The following is a 23,985-nucleotide window of genomic DNA, read 5'->3' on the forward strand; positions in this document are numbered from 1 at the left end:
TCGTACCCGGCGCGGCATAATCAACGGTGATGAACGACCTCCTGACCGGCCTCAACGAACCGCAACGCCAAGCCGTCGAGCACGCCGGATCGCCGCTGCTCATCGTGGCGGGCGCGGGCTCGGGCAAGACCCGCGTCCTCACCCACCGCATCGCCTACCTCCTGGGGGAGCGGGGCGTCCACCCGGGCGAGATCCTCGCGATCACCTTCACGAACAAGGCCGCCGCCGAGATGCGCGAACGCGTCGACGGCCTCATCGGGCCGCGCTCGCGGGCCATGTGGGTCCTCACGTTCCACTCCGCGTGCCTGCGCATCCTCCGCCGCGAAGCCCACCGGCTCGGCTGGAAGCAGTCCTTCACGATCTACGACACCGACGACGCCCGGCGGCTGCTCACCCAGATCGTCAAGGACCTCGGCCTCGACTCCAAGAAGCACTCCCCGCGCTGGCTCGCCGCCGAGATCTCCCGGCTCAAGAACGAGCTCGTCGGCCCCGACCAGGCCGCGTCCAGCGCCGACGACGCCCGCGCGAAGCTCGTCGCCGACGTGTACTCGCAGTACGACGAGCGGCTGCGCCTCGCGCAGGCCGTCGACTTCGACGACATCATCGGGTCCACCGTGCACCTGTTCCGGGCGTTCCCCGACGTCGCGAAGTCCTACCGGATGCGCTTCCGCCACGTCATGGTCGACGAGTACCAGGACACCAACCACGCCCAGTACACGCTCGTGCGCGAACTCGTCGGCACCGGCGACGACCGGGCCGAGCTGTGCGTGGTCGGCGACGCCGACCAGTCGATCTACGCGTTCCGCGGCGCCACGATCCGCAACATCATCGAGTTCGAGCGGGACTTCCCCGACGCGAAGACGATCCTGCTGGAGCAGAACTACCGGTCCACGCAGACGATCCTCGACGCCGCCAACGGCGTCATCCGCAACAACACCGAGCGCGGCCGCGAGAAGCGCCTGTGGAGCGACGAGGGCCCCGGCGGCCGCATCCTCGGGCACACCGGGGACAACGAGCACGACGAGGCCGCGTGGGTCGCCGGGCGCATCGACGAGCTCGTCGACGCCGGGGACACCAGCTTCGGCGACACCGCGATCTTCTACCGCACCAACGCCCAGTCCCGCGCGTTCGAAGAAGTGTTCGTGCGCCGCGGCATCCCGTACAAGGTCGTCGGCGGCGTCCGCTTCTACGAGCGCAAAGAGGTCCGCGACATGCTCGCGTACCTCAAGCTCACGGCGAACCCCGACGACACGGTCTCGGCGATGCGCGTGGTGAACACGCCCAAGCGCGGCGTCGGCGACCGGGCCGTCGCGGAGGTCGAGGCGCTCGCGGCGCGGCTGAAAGTGTCGTTCCCCGAGGCGCTGCACCGCGCCGACGAGTCCGCCGGGATCTCCGGGCGGGCCAGGCCCGGGATCAAGCGGTTCTGCGAGATCATCGACGCCGCAACGGAACTCGCGAAGACCGCGCCGCCGGAAGAGGTCCTCGACAAGCTCATCGCCGACACCGGGTACCTCGACGGGCTGGAGCAGTCCAAGGACCCGCAGGACGAGGGGCGCATCGAGAACCTCCAGGAGCTCGTCGCCGTGGCTCACGAGTTCACCGAGTCGGTGATGCGCGGGACGACGGACGACGACGAGCAGGACCTGGCGGCGGACGTGCCGTCGTTCCTGGAGCACGTCGCGCTCGTCTCCGACGCCGACTCGATCCCCGACCCCGAGTCGCAGGAGGGCGGGGTCGTCACGCTCATGACCCTCCACACCGCGAAGGGCCTGGAGTTCGACACGGTGTTCCTCACCGGTCTCGACGACGGCCTGTTCCCGCACGAGCGGTCCATGAGCAAGCCCGGCGACATGGAGGAGGAGCGGCGCCTCGCGTACGTGGGTCTCACCAGGGCGCGCAAGCACCTGCACCTGACGCGGGCCGGGACCCGGAACGTGTTCGGGCAGCCGCAGTACTACGCGGCCAGCCGGTTCCTCGCCGAGATCCCCGGGGACCTCATCGAATGGTCCGAGTCCGCGCCGCCGCCGCGGGTCGTGAAGACGAAGGCGCCCTCGTTCGGGCAGCCGATCGTCATGCGCAATTCCGGCGACGTGCCGGTCCTGGACGTGGGTGACCGTGTCACGCACGACAAGTGGGGCCTCGGCCGCGTCGTCGAGCTCAAAGGCTCGGGCCCGCGGGCCCAGGCGCGCATCGACTTCGGCGACGGCGAGCCGAAATGGGTGATCCTGCGCCTGGCCCCGGTGACGAAGCTCTAGCGCAGGTCCAGGCCCACACTCGACAGGTAGCTCAGCGGCTCCACCGGCTCCCCGTTCACGTGGACCTCGAAGTGGCAGTGGGAGCCGAAGGAGCGGCCGGTGTTCCCGGCCTCGGAGATCTGCTCGCCGCCGTCGACCCACTGGCCCTCGGAGACGACGATCTTCGAGTTGTGCGCGTAGTAGGTCTCGATGCCGCCGCCGTGGTCGATGACGACGAGGTTCCCGAACCCCGTCTCCCAGCCCGCGTGCTTGACGGTGCCGGGGTAGGCCGCGTAGACCGGGTCGCCGGTCTCGGCGTCGAAGTCGACGCCGTTGTGGTTGCGGCCCCAGCGCTGGCCGAACAGCGACGTGATCGTGATGTGGTCGAGCATCGGCCGCCACTTCACCTGCGCGTCCTGCGCGGTCACCGGCGAGACCCGCCCGGTCTCGGCTGCGGCGACGGTCTCGCCGGGAACGGATCCGGCCGGGACGGCCTCGCCTTCCGACGCGTTCGCGGGGAGCGCGTCCTCGGGGACGCTCGCCTCGGCAGCGAGCGCGGCGATGTCGCTCACGGCCCGCGACGGTGCGGGGTCCTCGCCCGAGGGCATCCCCGCGGCGGTCGCCATCGCGACGATGGAAGCGCCCGCCACTGCCGAGCCGACGACGGCGGTGTAGCGGCGCTGGGTCCCCGCCAGCAGCGGGGAGAGTTCTGCGGCCCACGAGGCGCGGTGCTGGCCCCTCGTGCGGTGCGGCCGGGCGGCGTGGCGCCGAATCGCTTGGGCGCCTACCGGTCCGGTGTCGGACAACGATTCCTCCGGGTCCGGGACTGACTCATCGGACGGGACGGCGGGCCGCAGTCGAGTGCGGGCTCCGGGGGGCCGTCCGTGAGCTTGGCAACCGGGACACGGTAGCGCCGACGGCGCCGGGCGGGGGAGATTCGTCACCGCCCGGCGTGTCGCGACAATCAGGACATCGCCGACCGGTAAAGGTCAGCCGCCCAGCTGCTCCTTGGACTCGGTGAAGAGCCGCACGATCTCGGGCCGGACCTCCGCGCGCTCGGTCAGCGGGCGGGCCCAGTCGACGCGGAGCGGCACTTCCTCGTCGCCGACGGACGCCGCGAAGTCCGCGCCGTCGCCGTCGAAGCCGGTCATGCGGGCCGCGTGCGCCTCCGGCCGGCCGCCCGCGCCGCGGCAGATGACGAGCGTGTCGGCGGCGTGGTCGTGGTTCATGTGGTGGCAGATCGCCGCGACCACCTTGGGCGCGAAGGGGTTGCGGCCCAGGTTCGCGCCGAGCTCGGAGAGCACCGCGCCGTTGTGGTCGTAGGCGAGGAGCACTTCGTCGACGAGGCGGGCCTTCGCGTCCTCGTCCAGGTCGATCGCGTCCAGGCGCGAGCGGTACTCCGCTTTGAACGCCTTCGGGCTGCCGATCCCGGTGAAGTCGTAGAACGAGGCGCCCTCGCCGTCGAAGCCGTAGTTGCGGCGCGCGGCCTTCCCGAACGCCTGGCCGCCCGAGAGGTCCCCGAGGTAGCGGGTGTAGGCGTGCGCCACGTACCCGGCGGGCTCCGCCGCGGCCTCGGTGATGCGGTCCACATAGGCGCGCGTCGAGGGGAGGGGCTCGGCGCCCGAGCGCCACTTGGGGCCCATGAGGAACCGCAGGTCCGCCTCGATCGAGTGACGCCGGGCGAGTTCCGCGAACACGAAGGGCCCCGCGACGGGGTCGTCGGCGAGGCGGTCGCCCGCGGCCTCGATGGCCTCGTAGACGAAGAACTGCTGCGCGTGCCAGCGGGTGTAGTCGTCCACACTGAGCGTTCCGTCGAAGAGCCGGTCGAACAGGCCCGGTTCGCGCGTCGCTTCGGCGGAGGGGTCGAGGCCCTGGTGGCGAGACCACGACGCCTCGCGGATCCGGGCCGAGAACGACGTCGCGGCAGCGGTGTCAGCAGACATGGGCGTATTCCTTGTCGAGTTGTGGCCGTCTTCGAGAGTAAGGCAAGCCTAACCTACTGACGTGGTCCGTGTCATTGTGGCGAACGACCGACCCGTGGGCGAACGCCGCACGGTCATCGGCGACAATGGTCACGGACCCTACTCACTCGTAGGGCTGAACCAGAAAGAGCGCGAGAATCACGGTCGCAAGCCTTCCCTAGTGCGATCCGACTGTGGCACCATGGGCTCAACTGGTCCCCTTGACTGAACGTACCCACCACTCACGGGAGGCCCTGTGAAACCGGCCAGAATCTTGAAGAAGCTCGGCGCCGCCGTCGCCGCGGGCCTCATCGCGCTCGGCATCGTCGCCGGTTTCTCCGCCGCCTCGCTCGGCGGCGGCTCCGGCGAGATCAGCGCCCACGAAGACGGCGGCGGCTCGGGCGAGATCAGCTCCGTCGCCGACGACGGCGGCACCGACGGCGGTTCCGGCGAGATCAGCGACGACGAGGGCACCGCCGGCTCCGGCGAGATCAGCGACGTCTCCGCGCTTGGGGGCGGCTCGGGCGAGATCAGCCTGGCCTCCACCCGCGGCTCGGGCGAGATCAGCTAGACCCGGGCCCCGATGAGACGCCGATGACAGGGGAGCGCCGGACCGCACTGCTCCGGATCATGCCGAGGATCGTGACCGGCATCGTGATGGCGACGGGCCTGTCCGGGCTCCTCCTGTTCGGCCCGCCCGACACCTACCCGGTGGCGCAGCTCCTGCTGTTCGTCGCCGGGTTCTTCCTGTGCCAGGGCCTGCTCGTCCAGCACCACGCGCGCGGTCTGGGGATCTCGTTCAACCTCACCGACATCCCCATGGTCATCGCGCTGTTCTACCTGCCGCCGTTCTGGGTCGTCGCGACCAAGTTCCTCGCCGCGGCCCTCTTCTTCGGACGCCGCTACGTCCGCGAGGACATCGGCCTCCTCAAGCCCACGTTCAACACCGGCCTGACCGCCGCCGGGACCGTGTTCGCGGCGCTCTACGTGCAGTACATGGGACTCGGCCCCGCCGCCGACCCGCGGACCTGGCTCGTCCTGGTCTCCGCGATCCTGTTCATGGGCGTGGTCTCCACCGTCTTCATGTCGGCGATGCTGTACTTCCTGTCGGGCTGGGCCGCCGTCGTCAGGGCCTGGAGCGGGTTCCTGCTCACCATGGTCGGGCCCGTCCTCGCCGCATGCGTCGGCGTCATCTTCCTCGTGCTCCTCGACGCGACCCTCTGGTCCGGCATCCTCATCGGACTCGTCGTCCTCGCGCTCGTGTACCTCACCCGCAGCTACATGACCCTGCGGCGGCAGCGGCAGGTCCTGCGCGAGCTCAACGACTTCACCCAGCTCGTGGTCGACTCCGTCAGCTCCAAGCGGCTCATCGACGCCATGCTCGGACGCCTGCGCGACATCCTCTCCGCCGAGTCCGCGACCGTCTGGGTCCCCGCCTCCGGCCGGTACGCGCAGATCCGCCTCACCTCCGCGGTCGACGACGCCGGGCTCACCGACCTCGACCCCATCCCCGACTCGCTCCAGCGCCAGGTCATGGAATCGGGGACCGGCGTCCTCCTCAGCCCCAAGCACGGCACCGCCGAGCAGCTCGCCGAACTGGAGGCCGCGGGCCTGCGCGGGGCCATGCTCGTGCCGCTGCGCTCGGGCGACGAGGTGTACGGGTGCCTGTCGGTCGCCGACCGGATCGGCGGGGAGATCTCGCACTTCGTGCCCGTGGACCTGCAGCTGCTGGAGACGATCGCGGGGAGCGTCGGCATCGCGGTCCAGAACGAGCGGCTGCTGGACCAGCTCCGCTACGACGCCTACCACGACCCGCTCACGGGCCTGCCGAGCCGGCGCCGGTCCCTGGCGGCGCTCCAGGAGGCCCTGTCGATCACCGTGCCCGGCGAAGTGGTCGCCGTGTTCATGTTCGACATGGACTCGCTGCACGAGATCAACGACGCGCTCGGCCACGAGGCCGGGGACACCGCGCTGCGGGAGTTCGCGCGGCGGCTCAAGGAGCACTCGCCCGCCGCGTCGTTCATCGGGCGCATCGACTCCGACGAGTTCATCCTCCAGACCCGCCTGGCGTCCACCGACGCGGCCGTGGAGACCGCGCGGCGCCTCCGCGAGGAGGTGCAGGGGCCGTTCGAGGTCGGCGGCGTCGCCGTGAGCCTCTCGGCGGCCGTGGGCGTGGTCACGCACCCGGACTTCGCGGCCGACGCCGACGAGCTCCTCAAGCGCGCCGACGGCGCCACCAGGCAGGCGAAGGACTCCGCGGACGGCGTGCAGCTGTACCACGCGGGGCTCGAATCGGAGTCCCTGCGGCGCATCGGCCTCGCCGCGGACCTGCGCAAGGCCCTCGACCGGGGACGCCTCGAAGTCCACTTCCAGCCGAAGGTCCGGCTCGACCGGGAGCTCGACGCGGACGGGGCCGTCGTCGGCGCCGAAGCGCTCGTGCGCTGGTCCCACCCGACGTACGGGGCCGTCGCGCCCGAGGAGTTCATCCCGATCGCGGCGTCCACGGGCCAGCTCGGGCGGCTCACCGACACCGTCCTGGACGAGGCGCTGCGCCGCTCGGCCGAGTGGGCCGGGGAGGACGGGCCGCTGCCGATGTCGGTGAACCTGTCGCCGCGCACGCTGTCGGACAACGAGTTCCCCGACCGGGTCGCCGCGCTCCTGGAGCGCCACGGCGTCCCCGGGGACCGGCTCACGTTCGAGATCACCGAGGACGACGTGGTGTCCGGCGAGCCGCGGCTCACGCCCGCGCTGGAGCGGCTCCACGAGATGGGCGTGCGCCTGTCCGTGGACGACTTCGGGGCCGGGTACTCCTCGCTCGCGTACCTGCGGCGGCTGCCCGTGCAGGAGATCAAGATCGACCTGCGGTTCGTGCAGGGCATGGCGACCGACGACGACGACCGCGCGATCGTCGAGGCGGTGCTGGGCCTGGCCCGGCACTTCGCGATCGACGTGGTCGCCGAGGGCATCGAGACGCACCAGACCGTCGAGCAGCTCCGCGGGCTCCACTGCGAGGCCGGGCAGGGGTACTACTTCTCGCGGCCCCTGCCGCCGGACCGCTTCGCGGCCTGGCTCGACGGGCGCGGCTGGAACCGCGGCCAGGCCCGGCTGCGGGTGGTCTGAGCCGGGCCTGTGGCCCGCACCGCAAGGCGGGCCCCGGTTCGGCGGTCCAGGCCCGGTCATGTACTCTTGTCAAGGCCGCGGGGGAAGCCCCGCGAACGCCCCCTTAGCTCAGTCGGCAGAGCGTCTCCATGGTAAGGAGAAGGTCTACGGTTCGATTCCGTAAGGGGGCTCGGACACACCTCGAAGCGGAAGCGGACTGGTGTTGTACTGCTCACCCAGAGCCATCTGGCGGCAGTGAGCACACGGCGGTGTAGCTCAGTGGTAGAGCAAACGACTCATAATCGTTGTGTCGGCAGTTCGATCCTGCCCATCGCTACTTTGGCAATCGGCGACCACTGCGTTACGCTGGTCGCCGTTTTGTTTTGCAGGGAGAGCCCGCCGAGCGGCGGGTTCCGCTAGAGGAAGGCACTCATCGTGGCCAAGGCTACCGACGTCCGCCCCAAGATCACCTTGGCGTGCACGGAGTGCAAGGAGCGCAACTACATCACGAAGAAGAACCGGCGGAACGACCCCGACCGGCTCGAACTCAAGAAGTACTGCCCGCGCTGCAAGACCTCGCAGGTCCACAAAGAGACCCGCTAGTCTTCCCCGCCCCGGTACATGCTCAACGCTTCGTATGTGGGACGGTCCTTGCCGACCACCGAGCCGGTGGTGGTCACCGCCGAGTCGGTGACCCGCTTCGCCGAGGCCGTCGGCCTCCCCGACACCGGTGCGGTCCCCCCTACCTACTTGATCTCGCTGACGCTGCCCGCGGCGGACCGCCTCATCGACGACCCGGACTTCGGGCTCGACTGGGGCCGCGTCCTCCACCGCGAGCAGCGTTTCGCGTACCACCGGGACCTCAAGGCCGGAGACGCGGTGACGTGCACCGTCACCGTCGAGTCGATCAAGACCGTCGCCGGGAACGACCTCCTCTCGCTCCGCACCGCCGTCGACGACGCCCAGGGCCTCGCCGCCGAGGTGTGGACCACACTGTTCGTCGCAGGAGACCCCCAGTGAACCTCTCGGACCTCGCGGTCGGCGAGACCGTGTTCACCGCCTCCTACCCCGTCGGGCGCGAGCACCTCGCCGCGTACGCCGACGCCTCCGGGGACCACAACCCGATCCACCTGGACGAGGCCGCCGCGAAGGCCGCCGGGCTCCCCGACGTCATCGCCCACGGCATGTACACGATGGGCCTGGTCTCCCGGGCGATCCTCGAATGGACCGCCGCGAACGGGATCGACGCCCGCCTCGCCGACTTCACCGCCCGCTTCGCCAAGCCCGTCGTCGTGCCCGAGGCCGGGACGGCCGTCGAGGTCGAGGGCAAGGTCCGCAAGGCCGAGGACGGCACCGTGGAATTGGCGATCACCGCGACCAGCGGCGGCGAGCGGGTGCTGGCACCCGCCCGCGCCACATTGGTCCAGAACTTATCCACAACCCTGTGGATAACTCCGCGTAGTCGTAGAACCCCTTGCCGCTCTTGCGGCCGATCGCGCCCGACGCGACCATGCGGCGCAGCAGCGCCGGCGGGAAGAACTGCGGGTCCGCGGTGTCCTCGTAGATGTTCTCCGTGGCGTGCGTGATCACGTCGATGCCGGTGAGGTCCGCGGTCGCCAGCGGGCCCATCGGGTGGCCGAAGCCGAGCCTGCAGGCCGTGTCGAGGTCCTCGGCGGAGATCACGCCGTCCTCCACGAGCCGCGCCGCCTCGTTCACGAGCGCGCAGATCAGGCGGGTCGTGGCGAAGCCCGCGACGTCCCGGTTCACGACCACGCAGGTCTTGCCCGCCGCTTCGGCGAACGAGCGGGCGGTCGCCAGGGCCTCGTCGCTGGTGTGCAGGCCGCGCACGAGCTCGCAGAGCTTCATCATGGGGACCGGCGAGAAGAAGTGGGTGCCGACCACGCGCTCCGGGTGCGTGGCCGCGGCGGCGATCTCCGTGATCGGGATCGCCGAGGTGTTCGTGGCGAGCACGGTCTCCGGGGCGACGATCGCCGAGAGCTGACGGAAGACCTCCTGCTTGACCGGGAGGCGCTCGAAGACCGCTTCGACGGCGATGTCCGCGCCCGCGGCGGCCTTGAGGTCGGTGGAGACCGCGATCCGCGCGAGGGCCGCGTCCGCGGCCTCCGGGGTGGTCTTCTCCTTGGCGACGAAGCGGTCGAGGGACGAGCGGATCGCCGCCCGCGCCCGGTCGAGCGCCCCCTCGTCCGTGTCGATCAGTGTGACGTCGGAACCGCCGAGGCTTGTGACCTGAGCGATCCCGGAACCCATGAGTCCCGAACCGATTACCGCGACTTGTGTCATGGGGGGAGGCTATATGGTCGGGGGTATGGCGGTCAATCTCACCAGGATCTACACGAAGACGGGCGACGACGGCACGACCGGGCTCGCCGACTTCTCCCGCGTCCCCAAGACCCACCTCCGGCTCGCCGCGTACGGCGACGTGGACGAGGCAGGCGCCGTGATCGGCACGGCCCTCGCGCTGCAGACGGGGGAGATCGGCGAGCGCGAGCGGGAGATGCTGCTCGCGGTCCAGAACGACATGTTCGACGTCGGCGCGGACCTCTCCACTCCCGTGGCGGCGGACCCGAAGTACCCGCCGCTGCGCATCGACGAGTCCTATGTGACTCGTTTGGAGGGCTGGATTGACGAGGCCAACGCCGATCTGGAGAACCTCCGGTCGTTCATCCTGCGCGGCGGCACGCCCGGCGCGGCGCTGCTGCACCAGGCGTGCACGGTGGTGCGGCGGGCCGAGCGGTCCGTGTGGGCGCTGCTGGAGGCCGAGCCGGACACGACGCACGCAGTGCCCGTGACGTACCTGAACCGGCTTTCGGACCTGCTGTTCGTGCTGGCGCGCAAGGCGAACCCCGGCGGCGACGTGCTGTGGGCCCCGCGGGGGTCGCAGGAGTAGCCGCAGCGCTTCCCGAGGGCCGTTCACGCAGGTGGACGGCCCTCGGTGTTATACGGGTTGGCGAAACTCTCCCGCGGGTTGTAGTATGAGTGCTATCAACGATCGGAAACATACAACGGAGCGATCCATGGGACACCCCCGAACGCACGCCGGACCCGCCATCGCGGTGTCCGACCTGCGCATGCGCTACGGCGACAAGGACGTGCTCACCGGTCTCGACCTGGAGATCGAAGCGGGAGGCGTCACCGCCCTCCTCGGGCCCAACGGGGCCGGCAAGACCACCACCATCGAGATCCTCGAAGGCTTCCGCGGGCGCTCCGCCGGAGACGTCAGCGTCCTCGGCGTCGACCCCGCGCACGGCGACGAGCGGTGGCGGGCGCAGCTCGGCGTGGTCCTCCAGGAGTGGCGCGACAACGGCAAGTGGAAGGTGCGCGACATCGTCACGCACTTCGCCGAGTACTACAAGCCGTACACGAACCCCTGGGGCGCGGACGAACTGCTCGACATGGTCGGCCTCGCCGAGCAGGCCGGGCAGCGCGTGCGGACCCTCTCCGGCGGGCAGCGCCGCCGCCTCGACGTCGCGCTGGGCATCATCGGCCGCCCGGCCCTCCTGTTCCTCGACGAGCCGACCACCGGTTTCGACCCCCACGCCCGCAGGGAGTTCCACGAGCTCATCCACCGGCTCACCGACCTCGACGGGACCACGATCCTGCTCACCACCCACGACCTCGACGAGGCCGAGAAGCTCGCCGAGCGGATCCTCATCCTCGCGGGCGGCCGCATCATCGCCGACGGCTCGCCCGACCAGCTCGCCCGCGCCGCGTCCACCACCGCCGAGGTGAAGTGGATCCAGGACGGCAAGCTCCAGATCCACGCCACCGAGGACGCCACCGACTTCGTGCGCAAGCTCCTCGCCACCGACGACGGCAAGGTCACCGAACTGGAGATCCACCGCGCGAGCCTGGAGGACGCCTACCTCGAACTCGTCGCCCAGTTCGAGGCCGGGGAGGCCGCGACCGCCGTCGACGCCTTCAAGGAGGTCACCCGATGAGCGCCAACACCCTCCACGAGTACCGCACCGGCTGGAAGCGGGCCCTCATCGAGACCAAGGTCTCGCTGACGTCCATCGGCGACCTCATGGGCTTCATCATGCCCACCGGCATCGCCATCGTCGTCCTCCTGTTCATGCAGAACGCCGACTTCGAAGGGGCCCCGGTCTCCCTGGGCTCCATGAACATGCCGAGCCTCATCGGCATGAACGTCGTCTTCGGCGGCATCATGGGCATGGTCGGCGCGCTCGCCATGGACCGCACCAACGGCACGCTCCTGCGCGCCAAGTCCATGCCCGGCGGCATGACCGGCTACCTCGTCGGGCACCTCGCGTCCACCGCGATGTTCATCGGCGCCAGCGCGGTCGCGCTGCTGGCCGTGGGCCTGCCGCTGTTCGACGGCCTCTCGTTCGCCACCCCCGACCGGTGGATGACCTTCCTGGCGGTCCTCGTCATGGGCGTCGTCGCGACCCTCCCGATCGGCGCCGTCCTCGGCGCGATCCTCGACAACCCCCGCAACATGGGCCTGGTCATGCTCCCGGTCATGGGCCTGGTCGCGGTCTCGGGGATCTTCTACCCGATCACCGCGCTCCCCGGCTGGCTCCAGGGCGTCGGGCAGGTCTTCCCGATGTACTGGATGGGCCTGGGGATGCGGCACGCGCTGCTCCCGGACTCCATGGCCGCCGTGGAGATCGGCGGCGAATGGCGGACCGTTACCATGTTCGCCGTGCTCGCGGTCTGGGCCGTGGTCTCGATGGCCTTGGCGCCCAGGCTCCTGCGGCGGATGTCGCGCCGCGAGTCGGGTTCGGCCGTGGCGGCCCGCCGCGCCGACATGCAGAGGGACTGGTGATCGAGCCGTGGCCGGGGACGAGGTCTACAACCGGATCGCGATGCTGCGCGCCGAGCGGGGCGTCTCGCGCCGCCAGCTCGCGGAGGCCCTCGGCGTCCACTACCAGACCGTCGGCTACCTCGAACGCGGCGAGTACAGCCCCAGCCTCTACCTGGCGCTGAAGCTCTCCGAGTACTTCGAGGTGCCCGTAGAAGTGGTCTTCTCCACCAAGCCCTTCCCGCGCCTCGGCGCCTAGGGCTTCCCGCCCCGCGCTCCGGAGACACCCCGGCCCCAGGCCGTCCGGAGCGCGGGGCCTTTTTTGCGCCGCGCCGTGCCATACGTATGGCACAATGAGGGCATGTTCAAGACGACGGTCTACCTGACGGACGACGAGAAGGACGGCCTGCGCCGCAGCGCCGCCGAACGGGGGATCTCCGAGGCCGAGCTGATCCGCGAGTTCATCGACGCCGGGCTGGCGTCGAAGGCCCCGCAGTGGGACCTGCTGCCGGTGATCCACAGTCCGGAGCTCGCGGCGATCGACGACGAAGAGGAGTTCCTGCGGCTGGACGGTTTCGACCGTTGATCGTCTGCGACACGAGCTGCCTGATCAGCCTCGTCAACGATGCCGACCCCGACCACGCCGCGATCCGCGCGATCGCGGTGGCGCAGCCGCAGCCGCTCATCGTGAGCCCGCTCGTGCTCGCCGAGTTCGACTACCTCGTGCGGAAGATCGAGAGCGCCAAGGCGGTCCGGGCGATCCTCGCGCGGCTGCTCCAGGGCCGCATGATCGAAGTCCCGGCCCTGTCCCACACCGATCTGCTCACAGCGGTCAAGATCGACGCCAAGTACGCGGCGCTCGACCTCGGCCTCACCTATGCGAGCCTCGTCGTCCTCGCCTACCGGTACGGCACCGTCGACCTCCTCACCCGGGACGAACGCGACTTCCGCCCGGTCACCCCGCTCCAAGGCGGGGCGTTCCGACTGCTGCCCAAGGACGCCTGAGAGCGGGGCCTTCTGTTCACCTTCGGGCCACTCCGGTGCCACCGGGGTCTGCGAGCGTGAGTGGCGACCGCCGACACCCCGCTGACACTGGAGGCCCCCGTGCCGATCGACCGTAGGAAACTGCTCGCAGCCGGAGCCGGAGGCGCCGTCCTCCTGGGCACGCCCGGCATCTCGTACGCCGCGTCCCGGCCCCTGCTCACGCACGGCGTCCAGTCCGGCGACGTCACCGAGCGCGGCGCGGTCCTGTGGACCCGCGCCGACCGCGGCTCCCGGATGCGCGTCGAACTCGCGACCCGCCCGGACTTCAAGCACGCCAGGGAACTGCGCGGTCCCGCGCTCACCGCGGACTCGGACTTCACCGGGAAGCTGCGGCTCAGCGGCCTGCGGCCCGGGCAGACGTACCACTACCGGGTGCGCGCCGAGGGCGAGCGCGCCTCCGACGCCCTCGAAGGCTCGTTCACGACCGCTTCGGACGAGTGCCGCGACATCACGTTCCAGTGGTCCGGGGACCTCGCCGGGCAGGGCTGGGGGATCAACCCCGAGTTCGGCGGGTACCGGATCTTCCAGGCCATGGCCGACTCGGAGCCGGACTTCTTCCTGTGCTCGGGCGACTTCGTCTACTCCGACGGGCCGCTCGTGGAGACCGTCGCGCTCCCCGACGGGACCACGTGGCGCAACAGGGTCGTCGAGGAGAAGTCGAAGGTCGCCGAGACGCTCGACGAGTACCGCGGGCAGTTCAAGTACAACCTGCTCGACGAGAACCTGCGCGCGTACCTCGCGCGGGTGCCGATGGTGAACCAGTGGGACGACCACGAGGTCACCAACAACTGGTACCCCGGCGAGATCCTCGACCTGCCGCAGTACACCGAGAAGAACGTCGACGTCCTCGCCGCGCGGGCCCGCCAGGCGTTCGCCGAGTACACGCCCGGCGGCTTCGACGCCGAGGGCCGCATCTACCGGAAGATCTCGTACGGGCCGCTCCTCGACCTGTTCGTCCTCGACATGCGGACCTACAAGAGCGCCAACCCGGACGCCGACGGGCCCACCGGGCAGATCCTCGGCGAGCGCCAGCTCGCGTGGCTCAAGCGCGAACTGCGCCGCTCGAACGCGACATGGAAGGCCGTCGCCGCGGACCTCCCGATCGGCCTCCTCGTCGGCGACGGCGCGGGCGCCTGGGAGGGCATCGCCGAAGGCACCGGCGGCGCCCCGATGGGCCGCGAGACCGAGATCGCCGACCTCCTGTCCTACTGCAAGCGCGAGGAGGTCGCGAACATGGTGTGGCTCACCGCCGACGTCCACTACACCGCGGCCCACCACTACAGCCCCGACCGCGCCGCGTTCCAGGACTTCGACCCGTTCTGGGAGTTCGTCTCCGGGCCCCTGAACGCGGGCGCCTTCGGCCCCAACCAGCTCGACCCCACCTTCGGCCCCGAAGCCGTCTTCGTCAAGGCCCCGCCCGCCGCCAACACCTCCCCGGCGGTCGGCTACCAGTTCTTCGGCGAAGTCCACATCGACGCCGAGACCGAGGTCCTCACCGTGTCCCTCAAGGACCTCGACGGCGAAGTCCTCTTCACCCAGGCCCTCGAACCGGCCGCGTAGCACGACGATGCCCGCCTCCGTCAGGAGGCGGGCATCGGGTGGTTCAGTCCCGGTCAGAGTAGAAAGCCGCTCCCGGGGGAGCGGCTTCGAGCCAGGAGAGGAAGCCGGTGACGGCGGAGGTCGTCATCGCGAGCTCGACGTCGCCGGCGGCGTTCTTGCAGCGGAGGATCGCCACCTCCGGGGGGAAGATCTGGGCCTCCGGACCGGCCGGGACGCGGCGGTCGGCGATCTGGAGGTCCTGGCGCGAGAGCGAGTAGCGCGGCCCGAGCGCGAGGGAGAACATCCGGTACCAGCGGAGCGTGCCCCGCTCGTAGACGCCGAAGCCGGGGGCCCAGCCGCGGCCCTCCATGTGCCGCGACAGGCGGGCGGCCATGGCGACCGAGCCGGAGCGGGACAGGATCGAGCGGCGGACGTAGGTCAGCACGAGGAACACCGCGACGGCCGCCGCCAGCGCGGCGACGATCAGCAGTGCCTTCAGCATGTCTAGGCCGAAGCGGGGGCGACCGCTTCGGCGGTCTCGGCGAGGATGGTCACGCCGTCGGTGGTGACCGACAGGAAGCCGCCTTCGATCTTCCAGGCGAGCTCGCCGCCGCCGACCGGCTGCACGCGGACGGTGCTGTCGACGCGGAGTTCGCCCAGGAGCGGCTGGTGGTGGGGCAGAATGCCCAGCTCGCCTTCGGTGGTGCGGGCGTAGACGGCTTCGGCCGTGCCGGACCACACCTTCGAGTCGACTGCCACGACTTCGACGTTCAGTTGCCCTGCCACAACGCTCCTTCTGTCGGACTCCGGGATGGTTACGGGAAGTCTAAACGGCTGGACCTGCGGGCGTCCATGCGGCCAAGGGCGCTACGGGAGGTGATGAGGCGCACTACCAGGGGGACGACGAAGGCCCCCGGCGCCGCCGGGGGCCTCGAAGTTCGACCGGGAGTGTTACACGCGCGCGCGGCGGGCGAGGCGCTCCGGGTCCATGATGATGACGCTCTTGCCGTCCAGGCGCAGCCAGCCGCGGCCCGCGAAGTCGGCGAGGGCCTTGTTCACGGTCTCGCGGGAGGCGCCGACGAGCTGGGCCAGCTCCTCCTGGGTGAGGTCGTGGGTGACGCGCAGGACGCCGCCGTCGCGGGTGCCGAAGCGGCTCGCCATGTGCAGCAGGGCCTTGGCGACGCGGCCGGGGACGTCGGTGAAGATGAGGTCCGCCATGGAGTCGTTCGTGCGGCGCAGCCGGCGCGCTATCACCCGGAGCAGCTGCTCGGCGATCTCGGGCCGGTTCGCGAGCCAGGGCCGCAGGGCGGTCTTGGACAGGCGGGCCATGCGGGTGTCGGTGAGAGCGGTGGCGGTGGCGGTGCGGGGTCCCGGGTCGAAGAGCGCGAGCTCGCCGACCATGTCGGACGGGCCCATCACGGCGATCAGGTTCTGGCGGCCGTCGGCGGAGCGGCGCCCGAGCTTCACCTTGCCGGACATGACGATGTACAGACTGTCGCCCGGCTCGTTCTCGGTGAAGACGGTCTGGCCCTTGTTGACGTCGACGTACTCCATCTCTTTGATGAGCGACTCGACAGCTTCGGGGTCGACCCCCTTGAACAGGGCGGCCCTCGCCAATACGTCTTCCATGTCCGTTCGCACCTTTCTTCAACGCACCGCTAGTGCAAGTACTGAGTCTATGCCTCTTGTCCGCATTGCGGGAGCGAGACCCCCGTAAATCCACATGCGCACCGTCGCCGCCGGAATCGACATTCGTATCCGAATGAATGCCCTCCGTCCGTTCCGAGCGTCACCGCGTGAGACTCGCCGCGCCGTCTCAGCAGGGGTTTCGTTCCGGGGAGCGGAAAGCGTCGACGGCGACCGCTACAGCCTACCCGCATTGTGACGTCAAGCCCAACATCAGGCAATGGAGAGAATCCCCAAGATCGCACATCTCACGTGCACGAACCGGTCCCCACGGACCCGCTCGCGGTGCGCCCGGCGTCGAGGACTGAGGCGGACTCGTCCATGGTGAGCGCGTATCCGGTCTCGGGGTCGTCGACGGCGGCGGCGAAGACGACGCCGATGACTTCGCCGTCGGGGTTGAGGAGCGGGCCGCCGGAGTTGCCGCCGATGATCGTGGCGTACAGCTGGTAGACCTCGCGGGTGACGGTGCCGTCGTCGTAGATGTCGGGGCCGGTGACGACGCGCGCTTCGCGGACGCGGGCGGCGGTCGCGGTGTAGGGGCCGCCGCCGGGGTAGCCGAGGACGATCGCGTCGGCGCCGGACTCGGCGGTGTCCTCGTCGACGGGCAGGGGGTCGGCGTCGAGGTCGGGGACGTGGAGGATCGCGAGGTCCTTCTCCGGTTCGAAGACGATCACCTCGGCGTCGAGGAGGTCGCCGTCGGACTCGACGCGCACGTCCTCGGTCCCGGCGACGACGTGCGCGTTGGTGACGACGAGGCCGTCGGCGTACACGAAGCTGGAGCCCTCGATCTGGCGGTCGCAGGAGGGGGCCGAGCCGTGGACCTTCAGGACCGAGTCCTCGGCGTTGCGGACGACGGAGGACGCGGCGAGCTCGGGGTCCGGGGCGGGGACGTCGCGGACCTGGGTCGGGTCGATGCCGTAGAAGATGTTCGGCATGCCGGTGGTGTTCAGGGATTCGCGGAGCCGGTCGTAGACGCCGCGGACCGCCTCGGGCATGTTGTCGTCGATGCCGCCGACGATCGAGGAGTTGCGGACGGCGCCCGCGATGGCCGGGAGCGGCAGGCTCGCGAGCGGCGCGGCGGCCATCCACGTGACGAGGAGGACCGCGGCGATGGAGATGACCGGGCCGAGGGAGCGGTCGAGGCGCCTGGAGCCGTTGGACTTCAGCTTCCGGCGGAGCCGGTAGCCGATCGCGGTCATGAGGGCCTGGCCGCCGAGGGCGAGCGCGAAGACGACGACGAGCGCGACGACGAGTTTCGCGAGGGGCTCCTGGTAGAAGTCGGCGGCCCAGGGGGCGATCTGGATGCCGAGGAGCGCGCCGCCGAGGAAGCCGAAGAACGTGGCCGCGGAGAGGATGAAGCCCTGCCGGTAGCCGTTGATCGCGAAGAGGAGGGCGAGGAGCACGATGATCACGTCGACCAGGAGGCCGGATCCGCTCGGACTCATCGCCACCCCGCAATCGCTTGAGCGCTAGCGCCCTTCGAGTTCCATCGTGCGGCTCCGGTCCCAGGGGCGGGACCAGCCGCCCAGGTCCAGTAGCCACGACAGTACCCCGGCGGTGAACCCCCAAATCAGCGGCACGCCAGCGACCTGGAACCCCGGGCCGCTGCGCCCCGAGGGGTAGCCGACGGTGCCGCGCGCGTCCGGATCGGCGAGGACCTGCAACGGGACCTGGTGCGCGGCGGCCACTTCCGAGGCCGCCTGCGGGGCGACGGTGTGGGGTCGGCGCCACAGGGCGAGCACGGGTGTGACGGCGAAGCCGGAGACGGGGATCCACAGCGGCGGGAGGGTCGCGCCGACGAGCACGGTGGCCGGGTCGACGGCGAGTTCTTCGGCGGCTTCGCGCAGGGCGGTGGCGGCGCTGTCGGCGTCGCCGGGGTCGGCGGCGCCGCCGGGGAACGCGACCTCGCCGGGATGGTGGCGCAGGGTGGCGGCCCGCTGCTGGAGGAGGACCGAGGGTCCGGTCTCGGTGTCGGCGAGGAGGACCAGGACCGACGCGGTCCGGGCGTGCTCCTCGCTATAGGGCCGCAGGTGGCCTTCGATGACGCGCTCTGCGGTGGGGCCCTGGGCCGCTGCGGCCGCTTTGAGCAGCGGGCGCCACCAGTCGGGCTCGGGGGCCGCGGTCACGCCAGCTCCAGGCCGAACGCGGCGCCCGCGGCTTCGGCGAGGCTCTCGGCGGTGACGCCGGGCTGGACGATGAGGTCGGCGACCGTGCCGTCGGTGTTCACGAGCGCGACACCGGGGAGCGCGGGCACGCCGAGGCCGATGCGCACCGCTTCGTCGGGGTCGGCGACGGACGGGAAGGTCATGCCGAAGTCGTCGGCGAACCAGCGCCCGGCGTCGTCGGTGTCCGCGGTGTCGACGCCGAGGACGTCCACCTGGTCGCCGTTGGCTTGGAAGAACGCCTCGATCTCGGGGGCCTCCTGCTGGCACGGGACGCACCAGCTGGCCCACAGGACCACCACGAGCGGCTTGTCCGCGGTGCCCACGGCGGTCGCGGTCCCGTCGCCGAGGCAGTCGAGTTCGAGGTCGCCGATCCCGTCGACGGGCGTGGTGCCGGGGGAGCAGGCGACGGACCAGGTCGGCTCGTCGGCGCTGCGCGGCGTCTCGGCGTCGTCGGCGGTGTTCGGGGTGCAGGCGGCGAGCAGCAGCAGCGGCACCGCCGCGAGGAGCCTTCTCACGCGCCCACCGCGTGCTCGATGCCCGCCAGCTTGATGAGCTCGTCCACGTTGTCGCCCTTGAGGAGCTTCGCGGCCTCGGCCGGGTCCGTGGGGCCCTCGCCGAACGACGGGCACTGCGCGGCGAGCGTGCACGCCCCGCACGCGGGCTTGCGGGCGATGCAGACGCGGCGGCCGTGGAAGATGATGCGGTGGGAGAACATGGTCCACTCGCGGGGCTCGACGAGCTTCTGGAGCTGGAACTCCAGTTTCACGGGGTCCTTGCCGTCGACGAGCTTCAGGCGGTTCGTTATCCGGATCATGTGGGTGTCGACGGTGATGCCGGGGATACCGAAGGCGTTGCCGCGGATGACGTTCGCGGTCTTGCGGCCGATCCCGGGGAGCTTCACGAGGTCGTCCATGCCTTCGGGGAGCCGCCCGCCGTGGTGCTCCACCAGGGCCTTGCCGAGGCCGATGATCGAGCGGGTCTTGTTGCGGTAGAAGCCCGTCGGGCGGATGATCTCCTCGACGTCCTCGGGGTTCGCGTCGGCGTAGTCCGCGGCGTCGCGGTAGCGCGCGAACAGCGCCGGGGTGGTGAGGTTGACGCGGACGTCGGTGCACTGCGCCGAGAGGATCGTGGCGACCGCGAGTTCGAGGGGGTTCGAGTAGTCGAGCTCGCAGTGGGCGTCGGGGTGGGCCGCGGCGAGGAGGCGGTCGATCACGCGGGCCCGGCGCTTCTTGGCCAGTTCGGTTTCTTTGCCCTTTTTGGCGTCGGCGGCGGTCACCCCGCCATGGTACGCGCGCGCACCGTGAGCCGCCTGCGGCCTCGCAGCAGCAGCGCGGTCGCGCCGATGAGCCCGCCGCCCGCGGCGGTCGCGGCGGCGCTCCAGATCGTCGGCAGCGGCTCGGACTCTTCGGCGGGGGTGACGTCGGCGGCGACGGCCGCGCCCGCGTCCACGATCCCGGCCCCGAGGTCCGCGCTCCCGGGCGTCGCGGTCGAGGTGAGCGCCCGCCGGACCTGGTCGGCGGACCAGTCCGGGTGGGCCGAGCGCACGAGCGCCGCGGCGCCCGCGACGATCGCCGACGCGAACGAGGTGCCGGTGACGGTCTTGTGCCCGCCGGAGGCGTCGGCGGCGCTCAGGTCCGCGCCGGGGGCCGCGAGGTCGGTGCCCGCGCCGGTGACCGCGGTGCGCCAGTGCTCGCCGCGCTCGTCGGTGCCGGTGACCGCGAGGACCTCGTCGATGCGCGCGGGGAACCACACCTCTTCTTCTCCGGTGTCGTCCTGTCCGCGGTTCCCGGTGCACGCCACCACGACCACGTCGTTGCGCTCGGCGTAGGCGATCGCCTCGGCGAACGGCGCGGACTCGTAGTGGCCGCCGAGGGACAGGTTGATCACGTTCGCGCCGTTGTCGACGGCCCACTTCACGGCCGCGCCCACCATCGCCGAGTCGTGGTACTTGTTCTCGTCGTCGAGGACCCGCACGGGGAGGATCGCCGCGCCCGGGGCCATCCCGGGGTGGCCGTCGGCGCCGCGCCCGGCGATGAGGCTCGCGACGGCGGTGCCGTGGCCGACCGGGTCGGCCTGGCCGAAGGCCCGCTCGTAGACCGGGGACTCCTCGGAGCCGAACGCGAGGAGCCGCGGCTCGGCGCCCGGGTCGACGTCGACGTAGCTGCGGCCCGGGAGGACCGCCCCGGCGAGGTCGGGGTGGTCGGCGTCGACGCCGGAGTCGATCACGGCCACGACGACCCCGGTCCCGGTCGCGGTGGCCCACGCCGCGGGCGCTCCGGCCGCGGCGACCTGCCAGGGGACCGGCGCGGCGCCCCCGACGGGTGCGGACAGCAAGAGCGCCAACAGCGTCGAGCAGACGCAGGCCATCACGTATCGAGCAGCGCGGTTCCCCATCAGAGCGGGATCGTTACACAGCGGCAGGCCCACAGCGTGGGAATGACACGCGTTCGCCTTTATGATTTCGTTATTTTTGGCCTACTGAACGAAGCTTGACAACGCCCTCGCGTTACGGTGACCATCGCGAGGGGACGCCGCGTTCGCTCGACACCGCCCCATCCAAGACCGGTAGGGGGGAAGGGCTGAGTGGGATCGATGTGGGAACCCAGTAACGAGATCGAGCACCGACTCCGAGAAGCACTGCGAGCCGAGGACCAGGACGGATACTTCCGGATCCTGGCGCAGATCGAACTTGTGCTCCCACTGTCCTATGAGGGAGTGAACGGCACGGGCGCCGACACGTGGGCCACGTGGACCACGGACGACCGCACCCATATCCTCGCGTTCACGTCGGAATCGGCGCTCCAGGTCTGCTTGCGCGACAACGCGGGATCGTCGCGGAGGGTGACGTTCCAGTCGCTCGCCGAGGCGTGGCCCGACGAGGAGTGGTGGCTCGCGGTCAACCCGGGCCTCCCGATCGAGGGCTACCTGCCCGCTTGGTTCGTCTCCCAAGTGGCCCAGGGCATGACGACCGTCCCCGCCGACCCCGAGCCCCCGGCGCCGCCCGCGCCGGAGCCGTACCGGGAGGACCGCTTCGCGGGCGCGACCCGCCGGGATCCGTTCGGGGACGGCCAGGCCGACCCGTTCGCGAACCCGATCGCGTCCCCCCAGGCGCCCCCGCCGCAGCGCGAGAGCTTCATGCCCCCGCCGCCGCCGATCCCCGACGTGCCGCCCGCGCCGCGCCGCTCCTCGGACCTGAACGGCAGCACCGGGCAGCCGGGCTCGACGGTCGCCGGGACCACCTCGGCGGGCCTGCCGCTGCGCCAGCCGCCGCGCGAGGACGCCGAGCCCGAGGGCTTCAGCACCCCGTTCCAGTCGCAGCAGGACCAGTCGTACACGCCGCAGCAGGACTTCGGGTCCCAGCCGCAGGGCTTCGGCTCGCAGCCGCAGCACTACACGTCCCAGCCCCAGGGCTTCGGGTCCCAGCCGCAGCAGTTCTCGCAGCCGCAGGGTTACGGGTCGCAGCCGCGCGAAGGGGCCTTCCCGGCCGAGCCGCACTGGCCGTCCCCGCAGGACCAGTGGCCCGACGCGCCGGACTGGCTGCGCGACCAGCAGGCCGAGTCGCAGGCGCTGCCGACCCGCGAGCCCGCGCCCGTCGCGTACCCCGAGACCTACTCCTCAGGCGACGCGTTCGGCACGCCCGCATCGCACGAGGAGGAGCCGCCGCGCACCGCCGAGTCGTTCGCGTCGATGTCGAGCGCCTTCGGGCGCCGCCCCGCCGCGCCTGAGCCGGCCCCGCAGGCGACGGCCGCGCCGCAGCCCGTCGAGCTCTCCGGCGAGGCCGCCGAGCCGCTCCTGGCCGAGGCCGCGACCTCCGGCGACACCGCCGGGTTCCTCCAGACCCTGCTGTGCGCCAGCGTGATCCTCCCGATCGGCGACCCCGAGGCCGCGCACCTGCGCGTCGGCGACCCGGCGTTCCGGTGGGCCAGCGACATCGTCGACGGCAACATCGGGATTACGGTGTACACCACCGAGGCCCGCATGGCCGAGCGCGCGGGCGAGGGCACGCCGCACACCACCGTCCCGTTCGGGTGGCTCATCCAGCACTGGCCGGGCCAGGACTACGCGCTGTACGTCAACCCCGGCACCGAGGTCGGGGCGAACATGTCCGGCCCCGAGATCGAACCGCTCCTGAAGTGGGCCGAGGCGAAGGACCTCCTGGTCTTCGCCCGCGAGATGGAGAAGCGCCACGCCGCCGCCGCGCGCGCGGCCTCGCCCGCGCACCGCGTGCAGCCCGTGCTGTGGCAGAAGACCATCCCGCACCACCAGGTGCCGTTCTACCTGGAGCGCGGCTACGACCGCGTCGGCGGGTTCGTGCACCCGGCCGAGGCCGTGGACCACCTGCGCACGCCCGCGCAGCTGTACCTCGCGCTCGGGCTCATCCGCTCCAGCGAGGACTTCAGCCCCACCGACGACTCGGTGCACGTGCTGCGCTGGACCGGCTACCGCACCGACCTGTACCCGGCGGCCATCGGCGGCAACGACTTCCCGACCGCGCAGTCCCGCGGCGGCACCGTCGTCGAGCCCGGCCCGTTCCGCGGCGACGGGTTCGCGCCCTCGGAGTCCCCCGAGGACCGCATCCCCGAGCACAAGGTCGACTCGGTGCGGCTCCCGCACGGCGCGAAGATCCTCCGGATCGACTCCCGCGGCGAGGTCACCGAGATCGCGCAGTACGACTCGGACACCCGCGAGTGGGCGCCCGTGGACGGCGCGTTCGGCGGCCCCGCCGCGATCGAGGCGTCCTCCGTCCCGGCCCTGCCGTCCGCCCCCGAGTCCTCGGGCCCGCCGCCCGCCGGGCCGATGGGCGAGGCGTTCGGCTACGGCGGCGGCGCGTCCGGCGGCTACGACAGCGCGCTCGGCGACGCCTGGGGCGACGCCGACGGCCACTACGACCTGGTGCGGCCCGCGCCCGAGGACCGGGCCGCGTCCGTGCTCGACAACCGGACCAGCGACTGGAAGGACGCCTGATGCGCGACGGCTACATCGCCCGCTGGAAGGGCGCCGAGTACGACTCCAGCCCCGACGGGGCCCACGTGCGGCTCTACTCGCCCACCGGCGGCGACGGGTTCGTGCAGGTCGCCGAGGGCCGGTACCGCCGCGGCGTGCCGATCGGCGAGCTGGAGGACTTCTTCTACGTGCGCACGGTCTGCACCTGGCGCGGGGAGCCGTTCCTGCTGCTCGGCGCGTCCGGCGAGTGGTACCGCCTGGAGTACTCCGGCGGCCGCTCCGACGTGGCGCGCTCGCTGGGCCTGGAGCCCTACGACAACGGCGTGTACCAGATCTGGGCGCCCGCCGAAGAGGTCACCGACATCAGCGAGCAGTACCTCTAGCGCGCTTGTGAAAGCCCCGGTCCGGACGGGCCGGGGCTTTCGCCGTGTCCGGACCTGGACGCAACGTATTCACGTGTGTAAATCTGTGTAGAGACCGCTTTCAAATGCGACCGTGTTTGCTGTATGCTTCACAAGACTGTATGAAAG

The 23,985-nt window shown here is 71.1% G+C and carries 25 protein-coding genes, 2 tRNA genes and 1 pseudogene; 17 read left to right on the forward strand and 11 right to left on the reverse strand.

Translation table 11 applies throughout. The features are described from left to right. Window positions 1-29 precede the first annotated feature (29 nt). The gene (gene pcrA / locus WA640_RS20465) at window positions 30-2,255 is read left to right on the forward strand and encodes a DNA helicase PcrA (protein WP_106363356.1); all 2,226 of its coding nucleotides are present in this window, start codon (window positions 30-32) and stop codon (window positions 2,253-2,255) included. On the opposite strand, the gene WA640_RS20470 is transcribed toward pcrA, so the two are convergent. Both WA640_RS20470 and WA640_RS20475 read right to left on the reverse strand, forming a co-directional pair. After that, on the reverse strand, window positions 2,252-3,040 hold the full coding sequence (locus tag WA640_RS20470; protein ID WP_335990151.1) for a M23 family metallopeptidase: 789 nt from the start codon (window positions 3,038-3,040) through the stop codon (window positions 2,252-2,254). The two genes, pcrA and WA640_RS20470, sit on opposite strands and share 4 nt — an antisense overlap. Window positions 3,041-3,223: 183 nt before the next feature. Next, window positions 3,224-4,177 carry a biliverdin-producing heme oxygenase gene (locus WA640_RS20475; RefSeq protein ID WP_335990152.1) on the reverse strand — a complete coding sequence of 318 codons (954 nt, stop codon included), beginning with the start codon at window positions 4,175-4,177 and terminating at the stop codon, window positions 3,224-3,226. A 274-nt stretch (window positions 4,178-4,451) separates the two neighbouring features. Here WA640_RS20475 and WA640_RS20480 point away from each other — a divergent pair, with 274 nt between their 5' ends. From WA640_RS20480 to WA640_RS20510, 7 genes and pseudogenes are all read left to right on the forward strand, one after another. Beyond that, the gene (locus tag WA640_RS20480; protein ID WP_146148019.1) at window positions 4,452-4,766 is read left to right on the forward strand and encodes a hypothetical protein; all 315 of its coding nucleotides are present in this window, start codon (window positions 4,452-4,454) and stop codon (window positions 4,764-4,766) included. 23 nt (window positions 4,767-4,789) lie between these two features. Further along, the gene (locus WA640_RS20485; protein ID WP_106363359.1) at window positions 4,790-7,315 is read left to right on the forward strand and encodes an EAL domain-containing protein; all 2,526 of its coding nucleotides are present in this window, start codon (window positions 4,790-4,792) and stop codon (window positions 7,313-7,315) included. A gap of 97 nt (window positions 7,316-7,412) precedes the next feature. Further along, window positions 7,413-7,485 (forward strand) — tRNA-Thr (locus tag WA640_RS20490). Between the two features lie 74 nt (window positions 7,486-7,559). After that, a tRNA-Met gene (locus tag WA640_RS20495) sits at window positions 7,560-7,631 on the forward strand. A 98-nt stretch (window positions 7,632-7,729) separates the two neighbouring features. Beyond that, window positions 7,730-7,897: a 50S ribosomal protein L33 gene (rpmG, locus tag WA640_RS20500; protein WP_181245701.1), complete on the forward strand. Its 168-nt coding sequence runs from the start codon at window positions 7,730-7,732 to the stop codon at window positions 7,895-7,897. A gap of 36 nt (window positions 7,898-7,933) precedes the next feature. Next, the gene (locus WA640_RS20505) at window positions 7,934-8,314 is read left to right on the forward strand and encodes an FAS1-like dehydratase domain-containing protein (RefSeq protein WP_245888919.1); all 381 of its coding nucleotides are present in this window, start codon (window positions 7,934-7,936) and stop codon (window positions 8,312-8,314) included. 29 nt (window positions 8,315-8,343) lie between these two features. Next, window positions 8,344-8,607 (forward strand): annotated as a pseudogene (locus WA640_RS20510) (MaoC/PaaZ C-terminal domain-containing protein); the annotation flags it as partial. 55 nt (window positions 8,608-8,662) lie between these two features. Here the strand turns inward: WA640_RS20510 and WA640_RS20515 are convergent. Continuing rightward, window positions 8,663-9,595, reverse strand: a complete 933-nt coding sequence (locus WA640_RS20515; RefSeq protein WP_335990157.1) for a 3-hydroxyacyl-CoA dehydrogenase family protein — start codon at window positions 9,593-9,595, stop codon at window positions 8,663-8,665. A gap of 25 nt (window positions 9,596-9,620) precedes the next feature. Between WA640_RS20515 and WA640_RS20520 the strand changes: the two genes are divergently transcribed. From WA640_RS20520 to WA640_RS20550, 7 genes are all read left to right on the forward strand, one after another. After that, entirely contained in the window at window positions 9,621-10,202 is a 582-nt protein-coding gene (locus tag WA640_RS20520) for a cob(I)yrinic acid a,c-diamide adenosyltransferase (protein ID WP_335990159.1), read from the forward strand. A 127-nt stretch (window positions 10,203-10,329) separates the two neighbouring features. Next, on the forward strand, window positions 10,330-11,253 hold the full coding sequence (locus tag WA640_RS20525; protein WP_219926632.1) for an ABC transporter ATP-binding protein: 924 nt from the start codon (window positions 10,330-10,332) through the stop codon (window positions 11,251-11,253). Continuing rightward, window positions 11,250-12,101 carry an ABC transporter permease gene (locus WA640_RS20530; RefSeq protein ID WP_335990163.1) on the forward strand — a complete coding sequence of 284 codons (852 nt, stop codon included), beginning with the start codon at window positions 11,250-11,252 and terminating at the stop codon, window positions 12,099-12,101. The genes WA640_RS20525 and WA640_RS20530 overlap by 4 nt, the downstream gene beginning before the upstream one ends. 40 nt (window positions 12,102-12,141) lie before the next feature. Next, complete coding sequence (locus tag WA640_RS20535; protein WP_106363454.1) at window positions 12,142-12,336, forward strand: helix-turn-helix domain-containing protein; 195 nt, start codon at window positions 12,142-12,144, stop codon at window positions 12,334-12,336. Between the two features lie 102 nt (window positions 12,337-12,438). Further along, window positions 12,439-12,663 (forward strand): CopG family transcriptional regulator, encoded by a 225-nt coding sequence (locus WA640_RS20540; protein WP_106363365.1) that lies wholly within the window; start codon window positions 12,439-12,441, stop codon window positions 12,661-12,663. Continuing rightward, on the forward strand, window positions 12,660-13,082 hold the full coding sequence (locus WA640_RS20545) for a PIN domain-containing protein (protein WP_335990168.1): 423 nt from the start codon (window positions 12,660-12,662) through the stop codon (window positions 13,080-13,082). Before WA640_RS20540 ends, WA640_RS20545 begins: the two co-directional genes overlap by 4 nt. Before the next feature lie 60 nt (window positions 13,083-13,142). Then, window positions 13,143-14,681, forward strand: coding sequence for an alkaline phosphatase D family protein (locus WA640_RS20550; protein ID WP_335990169.1), 1,539 nt, complete (start codon window positions 13,143-13,145; stop codon window positions 14,679-14,681). 43 nt (window positions 14,682-14,724) lie between these two features. Here WA640_RS20550 and WA640_RS20555 read toward each other — a convergent pair whose 3' ends face one another. From WA640_RS20555 to WA640_RS20590, 8 genes are all read right to left on the reverse strand, one after another. Beyond that, window positions 14,725-15,162: a DUF2550 domain-containing protein gene (locus WA640_RS20555; RefSeq protein WP_106363367.1), complete on the reverse strand. Its 438-nt coding sequence runs from the start codon at window positions 15,160-15,162 to the stop codon at window positions 14,725-14,727. Window positions 15,163-15,164: 2 nt separating this feature from the next. Next, a complete protein-coding gene (locus WA640_RS20560) occupies window positions 15,165-15,446 on the reverse strand; it encodes a F0F1 ATP synthase subunit epsilon (RefSeq protein ID WP_106363368.1) in 282 nt (93 codons plus the stop codon). A gap of 165 nt (window positions 15,447-15,611) precedes the next feature. Next, entirely contained in the window at window positions 15,612-16,289 is a 678-nt protein-coding gene (locus WA640_RS20565) for a Crp/Fnr family transcriptional regulator (RefSeq protein ID WP_026924818.1), read from the reverse strand. A gap of 305 nt (window positions 16,290-16,594) precedes the next feature. After that, entirely contained in the window at window positions 16,595-17,791 is a 1,197-nt protein-coding gene (locus tag WA640_RS20570; RefSeq protein WP_335990173.1) for a MarP family serine protease, read from the reverse strand. A 24-nt stretch (window positions 17,792-17,815) separates the two neighbouring features. Beyond that, window positions 17,816-18,472: an NUDIX hydrolase gene (locus WA640_RS20575; RefSeq protein WP_335990174.1), complete on the reverse strand. Its 657-nt coding sequence runs from the start codon at window positions 18,470-18,472 to the stop codon at window positions 17,816-17,818. After that, window positions 18,469-19,026: a TlpA family protein disulfide reductase gene (locus tag WA640_RS20580; protein WP_335990175.1), complete on the reverse strand. Its 558-nt coding sequence runs from the start codon at window positions 19,024-19,026 to the stop codon at window positions 18,469-18,471. Before WA640_RS20580 ends, WA640_RS20575 begins: the two co-directional genes overlap by 4 nt. Then, entirely contained in the window at window positions 19,023-19,787 is a 765-nt protein-coding gene (gene nth / locus WA640_RS20585; RefSeq protein ID WP_335990177.1) for an endonuclease III, read from the reverse strand. Before nth ends, WA640_RS20580 begins: the two co-directional genes overlap by 4 nt. Beyond that, window positions 19,784-20,854, reverse strand: a complete 1,071-nt coding sequence (locus WA640_RS20590; RefSeq protein ID WP_335990178.1) for a S8 family peptidase — start codon at window positions 20,852-20,854, stop codon at window positions 19,784-19,786. The genes nth and WA640_RS20590 overlap by 4 nt, the downstream gene beginning before the upstream one ends. A 249-nt stretch (window positions 20,855-21,103) precedes the next feature. Between WA640_RS20590 and WA640_RS20595 the strand changes: the two genes are divergently transcribed. Then, window positions 21,104-23,476, forward strand: coding sequence for an SseB family protein (locus tag WA640_RS20595; protein ID WP_335990180.1), 2,373 nt, complete (start codon window positions 21,104-21,106; stop codon window positions 23,474-23,476). Beyond that, a complete protein-coding gene (locus WA640_RS20600; protein ID WP_106363373.1) occupies window positions 23,473-23,838 on the forward strand; it encodes a hypothetical protein in 366 nt (121 codons plus the stop codon). Before WA640_RS20595 ends, WA640_RS20600 begins: the two co-directional genes overlap by 4 nt. The last annotated feature ends 147 nt before the right edge of the window (window positions 23,839-23,985 follow it).

The sequence above is a fragment of the Glycomyces sp. MUSA5-2 genome (genome assembly GCF_037034145.1).
GTDB classification, from domain to species: Bacteria; Actinomycetota; Actinomycetes; order Mycobacteriales; family Micromonosporaceae; genus Glycomyces; species Glycomyces artemisiae.